We start from the raw sequence: 18,500 nt of genomic DNA, 5'->3' as shown, positions 1-18,500 counted from the left end.
CGCCGGGCCGAGGCATCCCTTCTTCGCGTTCTCAGCTCCGCACCCGCCCCCGATCGCCCCGCCGTGGCCGCTCCGATCGGAGCATCGCATGCTTTCCGGAGCATTCGACCCAGATGCTCCGGAAACTGCGACAGTCTCCGATTCTCGGAGCGTGCCCGAGGCGCCGCGCGGATCCGGCGTCACCGCGAGGGACGAATGGATGCGGCGGCCGCGGGTCAGTCGAAGAAGCCGTCGAGCAGGCTGCCGATCACCAGGCCACCGAGGATGCCGCCCATGACGTCGGAGCCGCCGTTGCCGCGGCCGCCGTAGCCGCCGCGCTGGCCGTAGCCGGGGCCGCCCCACTGGTCGGGCTGAGGGCGTGCGTTGTCGATGTCGCGCTGGGCGAGCTGCAGCGCCTCGCTCGCGAGGAACGCCGCGCGGCGCGCCATCGCGAACGCCTCTTCGCGGTGGTCGTCGTCGATCGAGGTGACGGCGGATGCCGACGTGCCGAGGTAGCGGTCGAGATCGGCGCGGACGCGCTCGGCCTCGGCGAGGCGCGTGCGGGCGTCGGCGCCGATCCAGCCGCGGTGCCCCGCGATGACGTCGCGGGTGACGGCGAGCTGCCGGTCGGCGTCGTCGATCGCGTGCCGCACGTGCTCGAGCGGGGGGATCGGCCGCGCAGCGCGTTCGCGGGCGGCCGCGATCGCGGCGTCGAGCCCCGCGTTGGCCTCGCGCAGTCGGGTCAGCTGCTCGAACGGGTCGGTGTTGACGCCGCCGGCGGGCAGTGCCGCCAGCGCGGCCTGCAGCTCGTCGATCGCCGCGCTCACGGCGGGCGACGCGGGTTCCTTGAGGGCGACGATGAGGTCGTCGCGCGAATCCTCGACGATGGCCGCGAGCGTCGACTCGGCGCGCAGCGCCTCGACCTCGAACGTCTCGACCGCGTCGATCAGCTTCTCGGCGCGGCGCACCGACTCGATCGAGGCCTCCAGCGCCATGCTCGCCTGCTCGCGCTGGCCGGCCTCGCGCCGGCGCTCGGCGACGCCGGCGCTGTGCTCGGCGAAGCCCAGCAGCTGCTCGGCCTCGGCCGGGTTCGCGGAGATCTGGGCGAGCGCGCCCGTCGCGTAGCGGGCCGACAGGCGGTCGACGGTCGCTCGGGCATCGGGAAGGGCGAGACGCAGGCGTGCGGCATCCGCCCGGATCTTCGCGATGATCTCGGGAGCGCGACGCGCCCGCTCGATCGGCGCCGCGAGCGCCTCGGTGCGGTCGTCGAGGAGGTCCTCGGCCCACTCGCACAGCTGGACGATGCGCGCGTTGCGGGTGCGCAGCTCCTCAGGCGTGTCAGGGATGTCATCGTGGTTCAGCTGGTGCAGCTGGAAGGCCTCCTGCAGGTGCGTGCGCACCGAGTCCAGCGCCTCGCGGAGGTCCTTCGTGGCGCCGGGGCCGAGTTCGGCGTCGGCGAAGGCGAGCTCGTCGGTTGTCAGACGGATCCGCTCGTCGGCGGCCACCAGCGCCTGCTGCGCACGGCGCGCGAGATCCGCGTCCTGTGCGGTCAGCTCTTCCTGCTCGCGCTTGCGTCTGCCCCAGAATCCGGCCATGTATCGATCCTATGGGCGCGGCTGTGAGCGGGCTGAGGCGGACGCCCGCCGCGGGGGAATGTTCGCCCAGAGCGTCCGGATCCTCGGGATGCGGGGGAGGGACGCCGCCGCTCGCTGCTGCCCGCACGCGCAGATCGCGGGCGCGAAGCCCCGGCGTCCGGCGTGAGCCCCCATCCGGTTTGGGGCGCAAAAACTCCCTTGGGGCGCACGATGTGCACCCCAAGGGAGTCCATGCGCCCCAACCCCAACGGGTGAAGGGCGAACGCGTCAGTCGGCGTCGCGCTTGTGACGCGGCTTGCGGTCGCCCGAGTCGCGGTACGAGCCGCGGCTGCCGCGGTCGCCGTAGCCGCCCCGGTCGCCCGAGCCGCGGTCGTCGCGGCGGCCGCGGGACGTGGCGTCCGTGCGGCGCTGCGGGCGACCGGAGTCCGGCCGCAGCTCGATGAGCTGGCCCGAGATGCGGGTGTCGGCAAGGCGGTCGAGCGTGCCGTGCGGCAGGTCGGCCGGCAGCTCGACGAGCGAGAAGTCGGGCATGATCTTGATCGCGCCGAAGTCGTCGCGACGCAGGCCGCCCTCGTTGGCGAGGGCGCCGACGATCTGGCGGGGCTCGACGCGCTGGCGCTTGCCGACGTTGATGCGGTAGGTCGCGAAGCCCTCGCGCGGCGTGCGGCGCTCGGGGCGGTCTCCGCGGTCGCCGTAGCCACCGCGGTCCGAACGGTCGCCCCGGTCGGGGCGGTCGGTGCGCTCGCGGCGCGGAGCGGGCTCCGGGTCGGGCTCGAGGAGCAGTGGGGTGTCGCCCTGCGCGACGACGGCGAGGGCCGCGGCGACGTCGGCCTCGGGCACGTCGTGGTTGCGCACGTAGTGGGCGACGATGTCGCGGAAGGCGTCGATGCGCGCCGTCTCGTCGAGGGCCGCCGTGATGCGGTCGTCGAAGCGTGACAACCGGGTCACGTTGACCTCGTCGACGCTGGGCAGCGACATCTCGGTCAGTTCCTGGCGGGTGGCGCGTTCGATCATCTTCACGAGCCCGCGCTCGCGAGGCGTCACGAAGCTGATGGCGTCGCCGGAGCGGCCGGCACGGCCGGTGCGGCCGATGCGGTGCACGTAGGACTCGGCGTCGGTCGGGATGTCGTAGTTGACGACGTGCGAGACGCGCTCGACGTCGAGTCCGCGCGCGGCGACGTCGGTCGCCACCAGGATGTCGAGCTTGCCCGACTTCAGCTGGTTCACCGTCTTCTCGCGCTGCGGCTGGGCGATGTCGCCGTTGATGGCGGCGGCGGAGTAGCCGCGGGCGCGGAGCTTCTCGGCGATCTCCTCGGTGACGCTGCGGGTGCGGCCGAACACGATCATGCCGTCGAAGTTCTCGACCTCGAGGATGCGCGTGAGGGCGTCCATCTTCTGCTGCCACGCGCTGATGAGGTAGCGCTGCGAGATGTTGGACGAAGTCTGCGTCTTCGCCTTGACCGTGATCTCTTCGGGATCGTTGAGGTACTGCTTCGACATGCGGCGGATCGTCGCGGGCATGGTCGCCGAGAACAGTGCGACCTGCTTGCTGTCGGGGGTGTCGGCGAGGATCGTCTCGACGTCCTCGGCGAAGCCCATCTTCAGCATCTCGTCGGCCTCGTCGAGCACGAGGTACTGCAGCTCCGACAGGTCGAGCGTGCCCTTCTCGAGGTGGTCGATGATGCGACCGGGGGTGCCGACGACGATGTGCACGCCGCGACGCAGCGCCGACAGCTGCACGCCGTAGCCCTGCCCGCCGTAGACGGGAAGGATGTGCACGTCCTTCAGGTGGGCCGCGTACTTCTCGAACGCCTCGCACACCTGCAGCGCGAGCTCGCGCGTGGGGGCGAGCACGAGCGCCTGCGGGGTCTTCTGCGACAGGTCGAGCCGGTCGATGATGGGCAGCGCGAACGCGGCGGTCTTGCCGGTTCCGGTCTGCGCCATGCCGACGACATCGCGTCCGGCGAGGAGGGTCGGGATGGTCGCCGCCTGGATCGCCGAAGGCGTCTCGTAGCCGATGTCCTTCAGCGCCTTGAGGACTGGCGCGCTGAGCCCGAGGTCTGAGAAGGTCATCGCTGCGGGCTCGGTCTGAGCCTCGTCTTCGATCTGGTCGGCGTTCGTGTGCACAGTTAAGCGTAGCGGGGACCGCCTGGGAGACGACAGGATGCCGCGTGCCCGGCCGCGCGCCGACCCCGGGCGGCGGCATCCGTTCCGCTCCGGATCACGTGATCACGGTGCGACGGGTGAGATCGGGATGCCGCGGCGGCACCAGCCACGCGGCCAGTACGATCGCGGCGGGCAGGCCCAGCGCCAGGACGCCCAGCCACAGCCACGGCATGTCGGCGACGTCGTAGTAGGTCGCGTTCGCGGTGGCGAAGCCCCACATCGACACGTACCCGGCAGCGGTGCCGACCAGGGTGCCGATGCCGGCGATGACCATCGCCTGCCACGCGTTCACGTTGCGGCGCAGCCGCTGCCCGCCGCCGATCGCGGCGAGCGTCGCATCGTCGGGGCGGCGTTCGACGCGCGCGAGGCCCAGCGCGACGGCGCTCGCGCCGGCGACCAGCGCGATGGCGACCCCGACGATCAGCCACAGCCAGGGGGCGACCTCACCCGGACCGGGTTCGACGAAGGCGCCGACGCCCGCGCTCGGACCCACTCGCAGATCCTGCGACTCGGCCGTGATGCGGTCGATCGCGTCCTGCACCAGCGGGGCGTCGTACGTGGCAATGAGCTGCGTCGGGGTCACGGGCATGCCGAGCGCGGCCGCCGTGGCGGGCGAGACCAGCACCGCGAACGACTGCAGATGGCCGACATCGACGATCACCGCGTCCAGTCGATGGCGGGCGACGGGCTTCGCGTCCGTGGCGTCGTTGGCGGCCATCAGCTCGTCGTACGACTGCGGCTCCCACTCGGTGACGATCACCTCGCCGTCATCGTCGACGAAGTCGGGCTCGGCGACGAGAGCGGCGCCCTCGGTCATCGCCTGCAGCGCCGCGTCGCCCGGGTCCGTGCCCAGCAGGGTCGCCACCTCGTCCGGATCGACGACGTACGGCACGCCCGAGGCCTGGTCGTACGGCTGCAGGCAGGCGTCGCCGACGCACTGGCTGTAGCGCTGTCGCGCGACGCCGTACGCGTGGACGTCGGGCGTCAGCGGCGCACCGTCGGCGTCGACGGCCGGCCACGCCGGCGACGACACCGTGACGGTCGCAGCGGGATCGGTGTCGGCCACGAGATCCTCCGCCGCGGCGAGCAGCGCTTCGGAGGAGTCGTCGCCCTGCTGCCACATCGTCACCACGAGCGCGCCCACCGGGGCGGAGTAGTAGTGCCCGCGCGCGCTCGCTCCCGCGCTGAGCGCCGTCGCCGACACCGCCACCGACGCGGCGAACACGCACGCGCCGATCACCGCGAATGCGGGGACCACGCGCGAGGGCGTGGCGGCGGCATCCCGGCTCGCGAGGCGTGGGGCCAGGCCCAACCGGGCGAGCGGTCGCGACAGCTGCACCAGCACCCAGTGCGAGGGGATGAGCAAGCCGATCTGGAACACGAAGGGCCCGAGCACCACTGCCCACACCGCGGCATAGAACCACGCGCTGTAGTCGCCGGCCGACGTGGCGGCGATCTCGGCCGCCATGACGAGTGCGCCCAGGATCGTCGCGGCGAGGCCGGTGCCCATCACGAGGAGCCCGAACAGCGGTCGGCGCGGTCGCAGGTCGGCCGGACGCCGCGCGCCGCGCAAGGCGCCGAGCACATCCCCCTTCGTGGCACGATGCGCGGGCATGATCGCCGCCAGCGTTCCGACGACGACCGCGAACGCCACGATCGCGGCGAGCAGTGCCCAGGGCACCCGGTAGCCGAAGTTGCCCCAGAACGAGCCGGCGGCGCCACGGTCGGTCAGAACGAGGAACAGAGCGGCGGCCGCGCCGCCGATCAGCGTGCCGGCGGCGGCGCCGCCGAGCCCCAGCACCGTGCCCTGCAGCAGCACGATCCGGAACACATCGCCGCGCGTGGCGCCGACGCTCGCGGTCATCGCCAGGGCGCGCTGCTGTCGGCGTGCCGCCACCGAGAACGCCGCGCCCGAGAGCAGCACGACGATGTAGCCGCTGAACGCGGCGATGAGCGCGCCCAGCGTGATCACGCCCGCGATGTCGAGCTGCCCGTTCGCGTAGGTCGACAGACGGGCACCCGGCGGCGGGTCCACGGCGAGGTCGTGGGCGAAGGAGACGTATCCGCCGCGGTTGAGCTCCGCCAGACCGGCCAGGTCGGGCTGCCAGTCCGGGGCGTACCAGCGCGTGTAGCCGTCGCCGACGAGCGCGACCGCGGCTTCGGGCACGTACAGGACGGCGAGCGTCGGCTCGTTGCGCACCTCGCGAAGCGTGCCGGTGACGGTGAGCGTGCGGTCGTGGTCGACGAACCGCACCCGGTCGCCGATGCTCGCCCCGATGCGCTCCAGCGCACCGGGACTCGCCATCATCTGGTCGGCGCCGGTCGGGACGGCGCCGTCCAGCACGAGGTACTTTCCCGCGAACGACGGCGCCCACACGTCGCCCGAGACGGCCGTGAGCCAGCCGACGCCGCCCGCGGTCTCGACGCCCGACTGCCCCTCGACGACCGTGAGCAGCTCGGTACCGGGTGGCAGCAGACCGGACGGATCGCCCGGCACCGGTCCGCCGTCATGCGTCGGGTTCCCGTCGGCAGAGCGCTCGACGTCGTTGTCCCACGGCTGATCGACGGCCTGCACCCGGGTCGGGTCGGCGTTGTCGAGGGCCTCGAACCACGCCGCGTTGCGCCCGAGTTCGAGGATCGCGCTCTGCTGCGCCGTCGGCACGTGGCTCTGCCACACGATCGCCGCGGCCGTGAGGCCCGCGACCGGCAGTGCGACGAGCGCCACCACCAGCGCGCTCGCGCCCTTCGCGCGCCACACCTGCCGCCGGGCGAGGCGCAATGCCACACGCCAGCGGGCCCACGCGGACGGGCGGCGCCGGGGCGCGGCATCCATCGACTCCGTCGCGGGGGCCGCGACGGGGGCGTCGAGCACTCCGGTCATCGCACGGCGGACAGCAGGGTCTCGGCGCCGTCGCGGCGGGTCTGGTCGACCATGCGCCCGTCGCGGAGGAACACGATGCGGTCGGCGAACGCCGCGTGGCGCGCCTCATGGGTGACGAGGATGCCGGCGGCACCGGCATCCACCCGCGCCCGCAGCATCTTCAGCACGAGCTCTCCGGTGACCGAGTCGAGCGCTCCGGTCGGCTCGTCGGCGAGGATCAGGCGGCGCCCGCCGACGACGGCGCGTGCGATCGCGACGCGCTGCTGCTGGCCGCCGGAGAGGTCGTCGGGGTAGGAGTGCGCCTTCGCCTCGAGGCCGACCGAGGCCAGCGCCTCGCGCCCGGCACGCTGCGCGACCCGTGAGCGGTACCCGTCGAGCTCCAGCGGCAGCGTCACGTTCTCGAGCGCCGTCAGCGTGGGGATGAGGTTGAAGTCCTGGAACACGAAGCCGAGCGACCGCCGCCGCAGCCGCGCCAGCTGCTTCGGGGACTGCTCGCTGAGGTACGCGCCCTCGACGACGACCTCGCCGGTGGTCGGGATGGCCAGGCCGCCCGCGATCGACAGCAGCGTGGACTTGCCCGACCCGGAGGGTCCCATCACGGCGACGAGCTCGCCGCGGCGCACCTCGAGGTCGACGCCCGACAGCGCCGAGACAGCTGTCGCGCCGACACCGTACTGCTGCGTCACCCAGATGAGGCGCAGCACGGTGTCGGTCATGCGCTCGCCTCGACCCGCGCGGGCCGGCCGCGCTTGGGCTTCTCGGTCGACAGTGCGAGCGCCATGGCGTGATCGGGATGCAGCGCCAGGCGCTGCTCGGAGTGGTCGAGCCAGCGCACCTCCGCCTCGGCGGCGAAGATCATCGAGTCCACCACGAGCGACCACGCGAGCTCCTCGGGACCGTCGGGGTTGTCGCCCGCATACTTCGCACGATTCAGCTCCTGAAGCTGCGCCAGCGACGACCGCCGCTGCGCCTGGATGATGTCCGACACCTCCACCCCCGGAAGGGTCGCCGCGACGGCCAGCTTGATGGCCAGCTCGTCGCGCGTACCGTGGCTGCGCTCGACCGGGGATCGCAGCCACGAGCGGACCTCGTCGCGGCCGGCGTCGGTGATCTGCCAGTACACATGGCCGTGGTCGTCGACGTCGCCCTTCTCGACGAGGCCGTCGCGCTCCAGGCGGTCCAGGGTGTTGTAGATCTGGCCGACGTTGAGCGGCCAGGTGGAACCGGTGCGGCGGTCGAACTCGGCGCGCAGCTGGTACCCGTAGCACGGACCCTGGTCGAGGATGGCCAGCAGGCTCTGACGGACGGACATGGGATCTCCTTCGGGGTGGAGGGTGACCGCGCTCGGGCTGGGGCGCGGGGCGTGTCAGAAGCGGAGCGCGTCTATGACGTTGGACCTCACCGCCATCAGTGCCGGGATGAAACCGGCGAGGGCGCCGATCGCGACCGCGGCGACGAGCCCCGTGACGGCGGCGCGCATGGGGAACGGCGGGATGTCCTGCATGCCCTGGAACATCGTCAGCACGAACGGCGCCTTCAGGATCGCTACGGCGATGGCGATGCCGATCACTCCTGCCACAGCCGTCGCCACGACGCTCTCGAGCAGGACGGAGGTGAAGACGCGGCTGCCGGTGGCGCCGAAGCTGCGTCGCACGCCGATCTCGCGGATGCGCTGACGCATCGCGACGAGCTGGATGTTGACGAGACCCAGGCCTCCGAGCAGCAGCACGAGACCGGCGATCGCGCCCGTGATCATCTCGAACATCGCGGCCGAGCTCTTCGACTCGGGACGCGAGGCCCAGTCGGTGCGGGACACGTTGATCTCGGTGCCCTTGTCGACGCCGGCCCGCAGGTCCATCGCGAGCACCGGACCGACGTCGGCGACGCCGTCCTCGGGCACCCAGACCTCCCACGTCATCATCGCGTCGGCCGGGAGCTGGTCGACCCGCGCGGAGTAGGCGTCGAACAGCATCGTCGCGAGCTTCTCGGTGTCGCCGTCGTTCGTGCGCGGGGTCACTCCGATCACCGGGTACGAACCGGCGACGTCGCCCAGCAGCGGGAGCGAGAACCCGGCCGCGAGATCGGGACGGCCGTAGAGGTCCCACAGCGCCTCGGTGATCACGACGGGCGGCGCGAGCAGCTCGGCGTCGGATTCCTGGAACCACCGGCCCTCGAGCAGGGGCGTGCGGTGGATGATCGGGTACGCGGGGTCCACGAGGCGCACATTGAGCGTCTGCACCTGCTCGGGAGTCTGCACCTGCACCATGACCGGGTTGACGATGCGGGTCAGATACGAGAACGAGTACCGCTCCGACACGCTCTGCACGTGCGCGTCGAATCCGGCCCAGTCCATGGGCGCGCCGTCCGTGCGCATCGCGTTGATCGACACTGTCGCCGGGCGCCCGCCGCTCTGGTCGGACTGCTCGGCCATCTGCTGCTGCTGGTACTCGCTCAGCGCGACCACGGCCGTGAGCGCCCCCACCGACACCGCGATGCCGATGAGGCTCAGCAGCACGCGCAGCTTGTGGTGGCGCAGTTCCGACCAGGCCTCGCCGAGGGCGCCGATGAAGCCGGTCACGAGGCCACCTCGACCGTCTCGGGTCGGGTCTCGTCTTCGGGTGCGACGACTTCTTCGGACGATGCCGGGGGAGCGGATGCCGCCGGCGCGACGCTCTCGGCCAGTTCGGGAGCCAGCTCAACCCGGTCGTACGCGGCCGCGGCCGCGGCCCCCGCGTCGGGCGCGGTCAGATCGAAGGGCGTCAGCACGCCCGCCTCGAGCCGGTAGTGGCGCCGCGCGCGGGCGGCCACGTGCAGGTCGTGCGTGATCGTGACGAGAGCGGCCTCGGCCTCGGACGCGATCTCATCGAGCAGCTCCATGACGCTCCCGCCCGTCTCGACGTCGAGGGCGCCCGTGGGCTCATCGGCGAGGATCAGCGCGGGGCGGCGCACGAGAGCCCGGGCGATCGCGACGCGCTGCTGCTCGCCGCCCGACAGCTGCTCGGGCGTCGAGTCGATGCGATGGCCGAGGCCGACGCGCTCGAGCATCGCGGTGGCGGTGCGGTTGCGGTTCCAGAACGCGCGCCCGGACGCATAGCCCAGCGGCATGGCCACGTTCTCCAGTGCTGTGCGGCCGGCCAGCAGATTGAACTGCTGGAACACGAAGCCGACGTTGCGCCCGCGCAGCTTGTCGAGCTTGCCGCGGCGCATCTTGCGCACGGGCTCGCCGCGGAACCACACCGCGCCCTCGGACGGCCGGTCGAGCATGCCCATGAGATTGAGCAGCGTCGACTTGCCCGAGCCGCTGCGTCCGACGATGGCGACGTGGTCGCCGGCGGCGATGGCGAGCTCGATGTCGCGCAGGATGTCCAGGCGCGAGTCGTCGGGCAGGATCACGTGCTTCGCGACCCCTTCGAGACGGACCAGGCTCACCAGTTCCATCCCGCCGGCTCGCAGTACTGCCCGCCCATGCCGTCGTCGTAGCACTGCGGCTCGTTGCCTGCGGCGATGCCGGGCACGTACTGGCGCACCTGCTCGCCCTCGTCCACACCCGCGGTGACCTCGACGATGCTGCCGTCGCTCACGCCGAGGGTCACATCGCGCTCTTCGAGCTCGCCGGTGCCGGCATCCACCCACACGACGCCCGTGCCCGCCCCGCCCTTGACGGCGGTGGTCGGCACCACGAGCACGTCGCTGACGGTGCCGAGGTCGATGTCGAGCTGCGCCTGCAGGCCTGCGAACACGGTCTGGTCGGCGGGGACGGCGCACGTGACAGTCGTGGTGCCGTCCTCGGCGACGGCGACCTTGAGCCCGGTGCACGTGAACGGCGCAGGCCCCCCCTGGATCGTCACGGCCGCCTCGGTCGGGGCGCCCTGCAGACGGTACAGCTGCACGGGGTCGACCGTCGCCTGCACGTGGTAGCGCGCGGGAGTCAGGGTGACGAGCTCCCCGCCGATCGACGAGGGCTGGCCGACCACGACCGCGAGCTCGGTGACGTCGCCGGCTTCCGGCGCGAGGACGTCGATGTTCTTCACCGGGTCGCTCTGCTTCACGGTGAAGAGCTTCTGGCCGGCGACGACCGACTGCCCCTCGCTGACGTCGACCGAGGTGACCAGCCCATCGACCGCCGAGCGGACCGGATAGGCGGCATCCCGGGCGATCGTCCCGGTGAGGCTCAGTGCGTTGACGATCTCGCCGCGCTCGACGGCGACGACCGGGTCGGCGATCTGCGCGTTCGGCTCCAGAGCCGCGGCGGGTGCCTGATCCGGGAAGAACGCGATCTTCACCAGGGCGAGCGAGGCCGCCCCCAGAATGAGCACCATGAGGATCGGGAAGATCCATCGACGCCAGACCACCATGTGTCGTACCTCTCCGTCGGGGTATATACCGAGTATGTAGTCGCCGAGTATATACATACTCGGAAAACTCCCGAGGGATGCCGCCGCCTCGCGTGTCGCAGAGCGGAGGCCGACTCAGTCCGTGGTGAAGGAGTAGTCGCCCTCGGCGCACGCGGTCACGTGCCAGCCGCCGTCGACCTTGCGCAGCTCGACATCGGTGAGCCCCTCCATCCGCGGCTCCGGTTCGGCCTCGCCGGGGATCCACACGTCGAGCCCGCACGTCGCAGCGTCGACAGTGCCGGTCATCGCGAGGGCGGACCCGTCGGCCTGAAGACTCGTGAGGCGCCCGGGCGAGGCCTGCGGGTACGCCCGGCTCAGGACCGCGAGCAGCGGCTCGTTGCGCGGGCCGTCCTGGCCGGTCGCGCAGTCCTCGGGCACGAGCCCCAGGCCGACGTCGCCGATGCCGTTCTGCGGGTCGCCGCACGACTGCTTCCAGACCCAGTAGGCGCTGCCGAGCCGATGGGCGTCCTCGGCGTCGGCGTAGCGGCCGATGTGCTCGGCGATGGATGCCTCGTCGCCCCAGTAACCGTACTCGCCCGACCACAGCGGCACGCCGTAGGCCTCGGCCACGCGGGCGGCGAGGTCGAGCTGGCGTGCCGTGCCGACGATCGTGGGCAGGCCCAGCGAGTGGTCCATCGTGATCGACTCGGCGTACAGATGCGGCGAGAACACGATGTTCGCGTCGTCGGTGAATCCGAGCGACGGCCCGCTGTCGATTCCGAGCCCCGACCACAGGATGCTCGGCTCGATGAACACGATCTGCGGGGCGCCGGCGTCACGGATCGCCTGGATCGCGCGGTCGTAGTAGCGGCCGAGCAGCAGCGAGGTCGTCACCGGCGCGGTCTCGCCGAAGCCGGGCTCGTTCATCAGGTCGAAGCCCGCGACCGCGGGCTCGTCGGCGTAGCGCCCGGCGAGCTCGCCCCACGTGCGCACGAGCGCGGTCTGGATGCCGTCGGTGTCGAACCAGAAGTGCTGGAACGCACGGTCGCCGGCGGGGGAGATGTCGCGGCCGGTGAACGCGCACCGCGGCGCGTCGTCGGTGATCGTCGCCCACCCCGGGGCGCCGTCGTACCCCCACATCGGGTCCGTTCCCGGCCGGCACACGGTGCCCTCGGCGGTCGCGGCGTTGGACCAGCCGTCCTGGTGCAGGTCGATCACCGTGCGGATGCCGTGGTCCTTCGCCCATTCGACAGCCTGATCGATCCGCCTGAGATAGCCGGTGTCGAGCTCGCCCCGCGTCGGTTCGAGCGTCGACCACGAGATGCCCAGGCGCACGACGTCGAACCCGTACTCCGCCATGCCGGCGAAGTCGTCCTCGGTCAGCGGCCGCGTCGCGGGAACCTCGGCGCGCGGCTGGTAGAAGTCCACGAGCTGGTTGACGTTCACCCCGCGCAGCAGCACGTCGTGCCCCTCGCCGTCGGTGATGCGGTCGCCGTCCGCCCGCAGGAACCCTTCGGGGATGGACGCCTCCGCCGCCGCCGCCGCGCGGTCCTCGGCCACCCCGCCGCCGGTCAGGACGACCGGCGTGACGATCAGCGCCGCCACCACGACCGAGGCCAGGGCGACCGCCGCGATCGGCCAGGAACGCCGGGGTGCGGCCGGGCCCACGCGCCCGGAGGCTCCGGGCGGCGCGTCAGCGGCGTCTGGAGAAGACGCGGGGACCGCCTCTGCGTCCGTCGTCACCGGACGCGGGCGGCGCAGCCGATCGACGACGACGGCGAGCACGGCGGGCATCCAGCCCACGCACGCGGCGAACGACAGGCCGTCGGCCACGTGCACATACGCGGCCATGAGCGGCCAGAGGTCGCCGGCGAGGCCCTCGTCGACGACGAAGCCGACGGCCGCCTGCACGAGTCCGAACAGGGCGCCGCCGGCGAGCACGCCCAGCCAGACCCCGAGCACGCCGGGCACGCGCCGGCGCATCCACCGCAGGCACAGCCATGCGGCGCCGATCAGGAGCGCCACGGCGACGGCCACCGAGAGCAGTCCGCGTTCCGGGCGGGGCGCCGGCACGAGCGGCGCGTACGCGGCACCGGTCCACCACGAGCCTGCGGCCACCGGGGCCAGCGCGCCGAACGCGATCGCCGCCGGCCACACGCCGCCCCGCGCGTACGTCGGCCTGGTCGAGCGGCCGCCCAGCCAGCGGGTCGCCGCCGCCACGATCGCCGCGGCCGGCAGGGCCTTCGCCGTCACATAGCCCGCCGCCCAGGCGGCGGTGGCGGCATCCCACACCATCACGAAGGGCGACGCGGCCTGGGCGAGCAGCACCGCGAGCACGACGCCGGCGAACATCGTCCAGAACCGCTCGCCCGCGCGCACCGCCGCCCACCACACCACGCCGAGCAGCACCGGCACGAACACGGCGTACGGCGCGAGCGGCCACACCAGGCCCGCCTGCAGGGCGCCGCCGGGCCAGCCGACGAGGGCGAGCAGCCCCGTCGGATCGGCGATCGCCTGGACGACGACGAGAAGGGATGCCGCGAGCACGGCGACGATCGGACGGCGGAGCCGGCGCATGAACACTCCATCGTGTCGGGGATCCGGGGGTGAGTCCCGAGGGAAGAGCATCGTCTCACCTGACGGGCGGTCGGACTGCACACCCAGCGCACACCAAGGTCACGGGTGGATAACATAGGCAGGTATGCCTGGGCCCTGGGGGCCTGGGTGGCACCGGCGCCAGCGCGCCGCACCCGACTTCCCCTGAAGATGGAGACACTCCGTGGCCAACCCCCTCGAGAAACTGCTTCGTGCCGGTGAGGGCCGTGTCCTCCGCCGGCTCCAGCAGGTCGTCAAGGCCGTCGGCGCCCTCGAAGAGGACTACGCCCACCTCACCGACGAGGAACTGCGAGGCGAGACCGCGGAGCTCCGCGCTCGCTACCAGGCCGGCGAGACACTCGACCAGCTGATGCCCGAGGCGTTCGCCGCGGTGCGCGAGGCGGCCAAGCGCACCCTCGGCCAGCGGGCCTACGACGTGCAGATCATGGGCGGCGCGGCCCTCCACCTCGGCAACATCGCCGAGATGAAGACCGGTGAGGGCAAGACGCTCACCGGAGCGTTCCCGGTCTACCTCAACGCGATCGCCGGCGAGGGCGTGCACGTCGTCACGGTCAACGACTTCCTCGCGTCGTACCAGTCCGAGCTGATGGGACGCATCTATCGCGCACTGGGCATGACCACCGGCACCATCGTCGCCGGCCAGACGCCCGAGGTGCGTCGCGAGCAGTACAACGCCGACATCACGTACGGCACCAACAACGAGTTCGGCTTCGACTACCTGCGCGACAACATGGCGTGGCGCAAGGAGGACCTCGTGCAGCGCGGTCACTTCTACGCGATCGTCGACGAGGTCGACTCGATCCTCATCGACGAGGCCCGTACGCCGCTCATCATCTCGGGTCCGTCGTCGGGCGAGGCGAACCGCTGGTTCGTCGAGTTCGCGAAGATCGCCAAGACCCTCGAATCGGGCGTCGACTACGAGGTCGACGAGAAGAAGCGCACCATCGGCGTGCTCGAGCCCGGCATCGAGAAGGTCGAGGACTACCTCGGCATCGACAACCTGTACGAGTCGGCCAACACGCCCCTCATCTCGTTCCTCAACAACTCGATCAAGGCGCTCGCGCTGTTCAAGCGCGACACCGACTACGTCGTCATGAACGACGAGGTCATGATCGTCGACGAGCACACCGGCCGCATCCTGGTCGGCCGCCGCTACAACGAGGGCATCCACCAGGCCATCGAGGCCAAAGAGGCGGTGCCGGTCAAGGCCGAGAACCAGACGCTGGCCACCGTCACGCTGCAGAACTACTTCCGCCTGTACGACAAGCTCGCCGGCATGACCGGTACCGCCGAGACCGAGGCGGCCGAGTTCATGTCGACCTACCAGCTCGGCGTCGTGCCGATCCCGACGAACAAGCCGATGATCCGCAAGGACCAGTCCGACCTCGTCTACAAGAACGAGACCGCGAAGTTCGCGCAGGTCGTCGAAGACATCGCCCACCGCCACGAGTCCGGCCAGCCGGTGCTCGTCGGCACGGTGAGTGTCGAGAAGAGCGAATACCTGTCGCGCCTGCTCGCCAAGAAGGGCATCAAGCACGAGGTCCTCAACGCGAAGAACCACGCGCGCGAGGCTGAGATCGTCGCTCGCGCCGGACGCCTGGGCGCCGTCACGGTCGCCACGAACATGGCCGGTCGAGGCACTGACATCATGCTCGGCGGCAACGCCGAGTTCCTCGCCGTGCAGGAGTTGAAGACGAAGGGGCTCGACCCGGTCGAGACGCCCGACGAGTACGAGGCCGAGTGGGATGCGGTCTACCAGGCCATGCGCGACCGTGTCGCGGGCGAGGCGACGAAGGTCGTCGAGGCCGGCGGTCTGTACGTGCTCGGCACCGAGCGCCACGAGTCGCGTCGCATCGACAACCAGCTGCGCGGTCGCTCGGGCCGTCAGGGCGACCCCGGCGAGAGCCGCTTCTACCTGTCGCTCACCGACGACCTGATGCGCCTGTTCCAGTCGGGCGCCGCCGAGGCGATCATCGCCCGCACGAACTTCCCCGACGACGTCGCGATCGAATCCGGCATGGTGACGCGCGCGATCAAGTCCGCGCAGAGCCAGGTCGAGGCCCGCAACGCCGAGATCCGCAAGAACGTCCTCAAGTACGACGACGTCCTCAACCGTCAGCGCGAGGCGATCTACTCCGACCGCCGCCACATCCTGCAGGGCGACGACATCGCCGACCGGGTCCAGCACTTCATCGAGGACGCGATCGGCGCCGTCATCGACGACCACACCGGTTCCGGTCACAACGAGAGCTGGGACTTCGACTCGCTGTGGACCGAGCTGAAGACCCTGTACCCGGTGGGGGTCACGATCGACGAGGTCGTGGCCGAGGCATCCGGCCGCAAGGGCGGCATCACCGCCGACGGCCTCAAGCGCGAGATCCTCTCGGACGCGCGCATCGCGTACGAGAAGCGCCAGACCACGCTCGGCGAGGCCGCGACCCGCGAGCTGGAGCGCCGCGTGGTGCTGCAGGTGCTCGATCGCCGCTGGCGCGACCACCTGTACGAGATGGACTACCTGAAGGACGGCATCGGCCTGCGCGCGATGGCCCAGCGCGACCCTCTCATCGAGTACCAGCGCGAGGGGTACCAGATGTTCCAGGCGATGATGGGGCAGATCAAGGAGGAGTCGGTCGGCTACCTCTACAACCTCGAGGTCGAGGTGCGCCGTCAGGGCGAGGGCGACGCCGAGCAGGTCACGCAGGTCGAGGCGAAGGGCCTGTCGTCCGCGCCGTCGGTCGACGCGCAGCGCCTGCAGTACACCGCGTCCAACGACGCCGGCGAGGTCGAGGTGCGCAACGAGCGCGGCCAGGTGCAGCAGGCGGCGACGCGGCTGCGTCAGGCGGCCGCCGCAGCCGCCGCGACGCCCGCGCAGCCGCAGGCCGAGCCCGCCGCCGAGGCGCCCCGCGGCGCCTTCGGACAGAAGACCGACGCGGCCGCACCCGAGCAGGCGCCACTCAACCGCGCCCAGCGCCGCGCCGCCGAGCAGCGCAAGAAGTAGGACCTTCGACAGACGTGGCCCGCGACCGGACGGTCGCGGGCCACGTCTGGTTCATTGGCACTGCGCGGCCGCGGATATCCTGATGCGATGAATCGCCTCCGCCCCCTCGACCAGTCGAGCAAGCTCCAGAACGTTCTCTACGAGATCCGCGGAGCAGCCCTGGCCGAGGCCGACCGGCTGGAGAACGACGGGCACACGATCCTCAAGCTCAACACCGGCAATCCGGCAGTGTTCGGGTTCGAGGCGCCCTTCCAGATCGTCCGCGACATGATCGAGGCCGTCCCGCACGCGCACGGCTACAGCGACAGCAAGGGCATCATGTCCGCGCGGCGCGCCGTGGTGTCGCGCTACGAAGAGGTGCCCGGCTTCCCGCAGTTCGACCCCGATGACGTGTACCTCGGCAACGGGGTGTCCGAGCTCATCACGATGACGATGCAGGCGCTCCTCGACGAGGGCGACGAGGTGCTGATCCCGGCGCCCGACTACCCCCTCTGGACCGCCATGACCAGCCTCGCCGGCGGCACCCCGGTGCACTACCGCTGCGACCCCGACGACGGCTGGCAGCCGAGCCTCGACGACATACGTGCCAAGGTCACGCCGCGTACGAAGGCGATCGTCGTGATCAACCCCAACAACCCGACGGGCGCTGTCTACTCCCGCGAGGTGCTGCAGGGGATCGTCGAGATCGCCCGCGAGAACTCGCTGCTGCTGCTCTCGGACGAGATCTACGACCGCATCCTGTACGACGATGCGCAGCACATCCCGCTGGCCACGCTCGCGCCCGACCTGCTGTGCCTGACTTTCAACGGACTCTCGAAGACCTACCGCGTCGCGGGCTACCGTTCGGGCTGGCTCGTGATCACCGGCCCCAAGTCCCACGCCGCGGGGTTCCTCGAGGGCATCCAGCTCCTCGCGTCGACGCGACTGTGCCCCAACGTCCCCGCCCAGCACGCCGTGCAGGCCGCGCTGTCGGGCGTGCAGTCGATCGACGCGCTCATCGCCCCCGAGGGCCGACTCCTCGAGCAGCGGGATGCCGCCTGGGAGGCTCTCGAGCGCATCCCGGGCGTCAGCTGCCTGAAGCCGCAGGGCGCGCTCTACGCGTTCCCCCGTCTCGACCCGGAGGTGTACGAGATCCACGACGACGGCAAGCTCGTGTATGACTTCCTCGTCGCCGAGCATGTCCTCCTGGTTCAGGGGACCGGCTTCAACTGGCCGACCCCCGATCACCTGCGCATCGTCACGCTCCCCGAGGCGCGCGTGCTCACCGAGGCGATCGAGCGCCTGGGCAACTTCCTGTCGTCGTACAAGCAGTAGTCGGGTGGATGCCGCCGCCACGGGCCGCGGCATCCACTTCGCCCTGCGTCGGGCGCGCAAGCGCTGACGGCCGGGCCGGTCACATCGTCGGGACCGGCCCGCCCGCCGCGGATCGGGGTCAGAGGAGCGCGAGCGACGTGGCGCGCCAGCGCCCGTCGCGGCCCTCGAGCCGCACCGCGAGTGCGCGGGTGCGGGCAGGGCCGCGGACCACGACGACGGCTTCGACGATGCCGTCGGCCGGCGACGACTCGTGCACCGAGACGACGGTGTGGACGGGCCGTCGTGCGGCCATGCCGCGTGCGTTGCGGGCCCGGGTCGCGAGGTTCGTGCGGACCACGAGCTTGCGGTACGCGTCCTCGGTCAGCCAGCGCGCGAGCTGCTCGACCTCGCGTACTCCCGCGAAGACCTCGAGCACGCCGAGTGCCAGATTGTGCAGGAAGTGCGTGGGCGAGGGGAGCTCGGTGGAGGGCGTGCGCTGCGGCGCGAAGAACTCGGAGAGCTGCGCGCTGCGCGACGTATGGGCGTGGGGGAGTGCGCGGGCGGTGCCCGCGGGCGTCGTTGCCATGGGTGCCTATCTCGACAGTGGGGGATGTCTGGGGGCTAGTACAACACACGGG

The 18,500-nt window shown here is 71.5% G+C and carries 12 protein-coding genes; 2 read left to right on the top strand and 10 right to left on the bottom strand.

Going from position 1 to position 18,500, the window contains the following annotated elements; all coding sequences use genetic code 11:
- Positions 1 to 215: 215 nt before the first annotated feature.
- From ABEA46_RS18765 to ABEA46_RS18725, 9 genes are all read right to left on the bottom strand, one after another.
- A complete protein-coding gene (locus ABEA46_RS18765) occupies positions 216 to 1,574 on the bottom strand; it encodes a coiled-coil domain-containing protein (RefSeq protein WP_345546727.1) in 1,359 nt (452 codons plus the stop codon).
- A gap of 267 nt (positions 1,575 to 1,841) precedes the next feature.
- Entirely contained in the window at positions 1,842 to 3,647 is a 1,806-nt protein-coding gene (locus ABEA46_RS18760) for a DEAD/DEAH box helicase (RefSeq protein WP_345546818.1), read from the bottom strand.
- Between the two features lie 148 nt (positions 3,648 to 3,795).
- Positions 3,796 to 6,612 (bottom strand): ABC transporter permease, encoded by a 2,817-nt coding sequence (locus ABEA46_RS18755; protein ID WP_345546726.1) that lies wholly within the window; start codon positions 6,610 to 6,612, stop codon positions 3,796 to 3,798.
- Between the two features lie 5 nt (positions 6,613 to 6,617).
- Positions 6,618 to 7,337 carry an ABC transporter ATP-binding protein gene (locus tag ABEA46_RS18750; RefSeq protein ID WP_345546725.1) on the bottom strand — a complete coding sequence of 240 codons (720 nt, stop codon included), beginning with the start codon at positions 7,335 to 7,337 and terminating at the stop codon, positions 6,618 to 6,620.
- Positions 7,334 to 7,933: a PadR family transcriptional regulator gene (locus ABEA46_RS18745; RefSeq protein ID WP_345546723.1), complete on the bottom strand. Its 600-nt coding sequence runs from the start codon at positions 7,931 to 7,933 to the stop codon at positions 7,334 to 7,336. Before ABEA46_RS18745 ends, ABEA46_RS18750 begins: the two co-directional genes overlap by 4 nt.
- A gap of 54 nt (positions 7,934 to 7,987) precedes the next feature.
- Positions 7,988 to 9,199: an ABC transporter permease gene (locus ABEA46_RS18740; protein WP_345546722.1), complete on the bottom strand. Its 1,212-nt coding sequence runs from the start codon at positions 9,197 to 9,199 to the stop codon at positions 7,988 to 7,990.
- Positions 9,196 to 10,050 carry an ABC transporter ATP-binding protein gene (locus tag ABEA46_RS18735; protein ID WP_345546721.1) on the bottom strand — a complete coding sequence of 285 codons (855 nt, stop codon included), beginning with the start codon at positions 10,048 to 10,050 and terminating at the stop codon, positions 9,196 to 9,198. Before ABEA46_RS18735 ends, ABEA46_RS18740 begins: the two co-directional genes overlap by 4 nt.
- Positions 10,047 to 10,976: an efflux RND transporter periplasmic adaptor subunit gene (locus ABEA46_RS18730; protein WP_345546720.1), complete on the bottom strand. Its 930-nt coding sequence runs from the start codon at positions 10,974 to 10,976 to the stop codon at positions 10,047 to 10,049. Before ABEA46_RS18730 ends, ABEA46_RS18735 begins: the two co-directional genes overlap by 4 nt.
- A gap of 114 nt (positions 10,977 to 11,090) precedes the next feature.
- Positions 11,091 to 13,532, bottom strand: a complete 2,442-nt coding sequence (locus ABEA46_RS18725) for a cellulase family glycosylhydrolase (protein WP_345546718.1) — start codon at positions 13,530 to 13,532, stop codon at positions 11,091 to 11,093.
- Between the two features lie 202 nt (positions 13,533 to 13,734).
- Between ABEA46_RS18725 and secA the strand changes: the two genes are divergently transcribed.
- Positions 13,735 to 16,569: a preprotein translocase subunit SecA gene (gene secA, locus ABEA46_RS18720; RefSeq protein WP_345546716.1), complete on the top strand. Its 2,835-nt coding sequence runs from the start codon at positions 13,735 to 13,737 to the stop codon at positions 16,567 to 16,569.
- Between the two features lie 87 nt (positions 16,570 to 16,656).
- Positions 16,657 to 17,883, top strand: a complete 1,227-nt coding sequence (locus ABEA46_RS18715) for a pyridoxal phosphate-dependent aminotransferase (RefSeq protein WP_345546714.1) — start codon at positions 16,657 to 16,659, stop codon at positions 17,881 to 17,883.
- 118 nt (positions 17,884 to 18,001) lie between these two features.
- Here ABEA46_RS18715 and ABEA46_RS18710 read toward each other — a convergent pair whose 3' ends face one another.
- Entirely contained in the window at positions 18,002 to 18,448 is a 447-nt protein-coding gene (locus tag ABEA46_RS18710; protein WP_345546712.1) for an Rv3235 family protein, read from the bottom strand.
- Positions 18,449 to 18,500 lie beyond the last annotated feature (52 nt).

Source organism: Microbacterium jejuense (assembly GCF_039544225.1).
GTDB lineage: Bacteria > Actinomycetota > Actinomycetes > Actinomycetales > Microbacteriaceae > Microbacterium > Microbacterium jejuense.
The sequence above is the reverse complement of the archived record's forward strand: the minus strand, read 5'-3'. Positions and strand labels throughout refer to the sequence as shown.

Bases quoted from the DNA above. Each gene is read 5' to 3' on its own strand.
- ABEA46_RS18765 (WP_345546727.1), bottom strand. From the start codon at position 1,574: ATGGCCGGATTCTGGGGCAGACGCAAGCGCGAGCAGGAAGAGCTGACC.
- ABEA46_RS18760 (WP_345546818.1), bottom strand. From the start codon at position 3,647: ATGACCTTCTCAGACCTCGGGCTCAGCGCGCCAGTCCTCAAGGCGCTG.
- ABEA46_RS18750 (WP_345546725.1), bottom strand. From the start codon at position 7,337: ATGACCGACACCGTGCTGCGCCTCATCTGGGTGACGCAGCAGTACGGT.
- ABEA46_RS18745 (WP_345546723.1), bottom strand. From the start codon at position 7,933: ATGTCCGTCCGTCAGAGCCTGCTGGCCATCCTCGACCAGGGTCCGTGC.
- ABEA46_RS18730 (WP_345546720.1), bottom strand. From the start codon at position 10,976: ATGGTGGTCTGGCGTCGATGGATCTTCCCGATCCTCATGGTGCTCATT.
- ABEA46_RS18725 (WP_345546718.1), bottom strand. From the start codon at position 13,532: ATGCGCCGGCTCCGCCGTCCGATCGTCGCCGTGCTCGCGGCATCCCTT.
- ABEA46_RS18715 (WP_345546714.1), top strand. From the start codon at position 16,657: ATGAATCGCCTCCGCCCCCTCGACCAGTCGAGCAAGCTCCAGAACGTT.
- ABEA46_RS18710 (WP_345546712.1), bottom strand. From the start codon at position 18,448: ATGGCAACGACGCCCGCGGGCACCGCCCGCGCACTCCCCCACGCCCAT.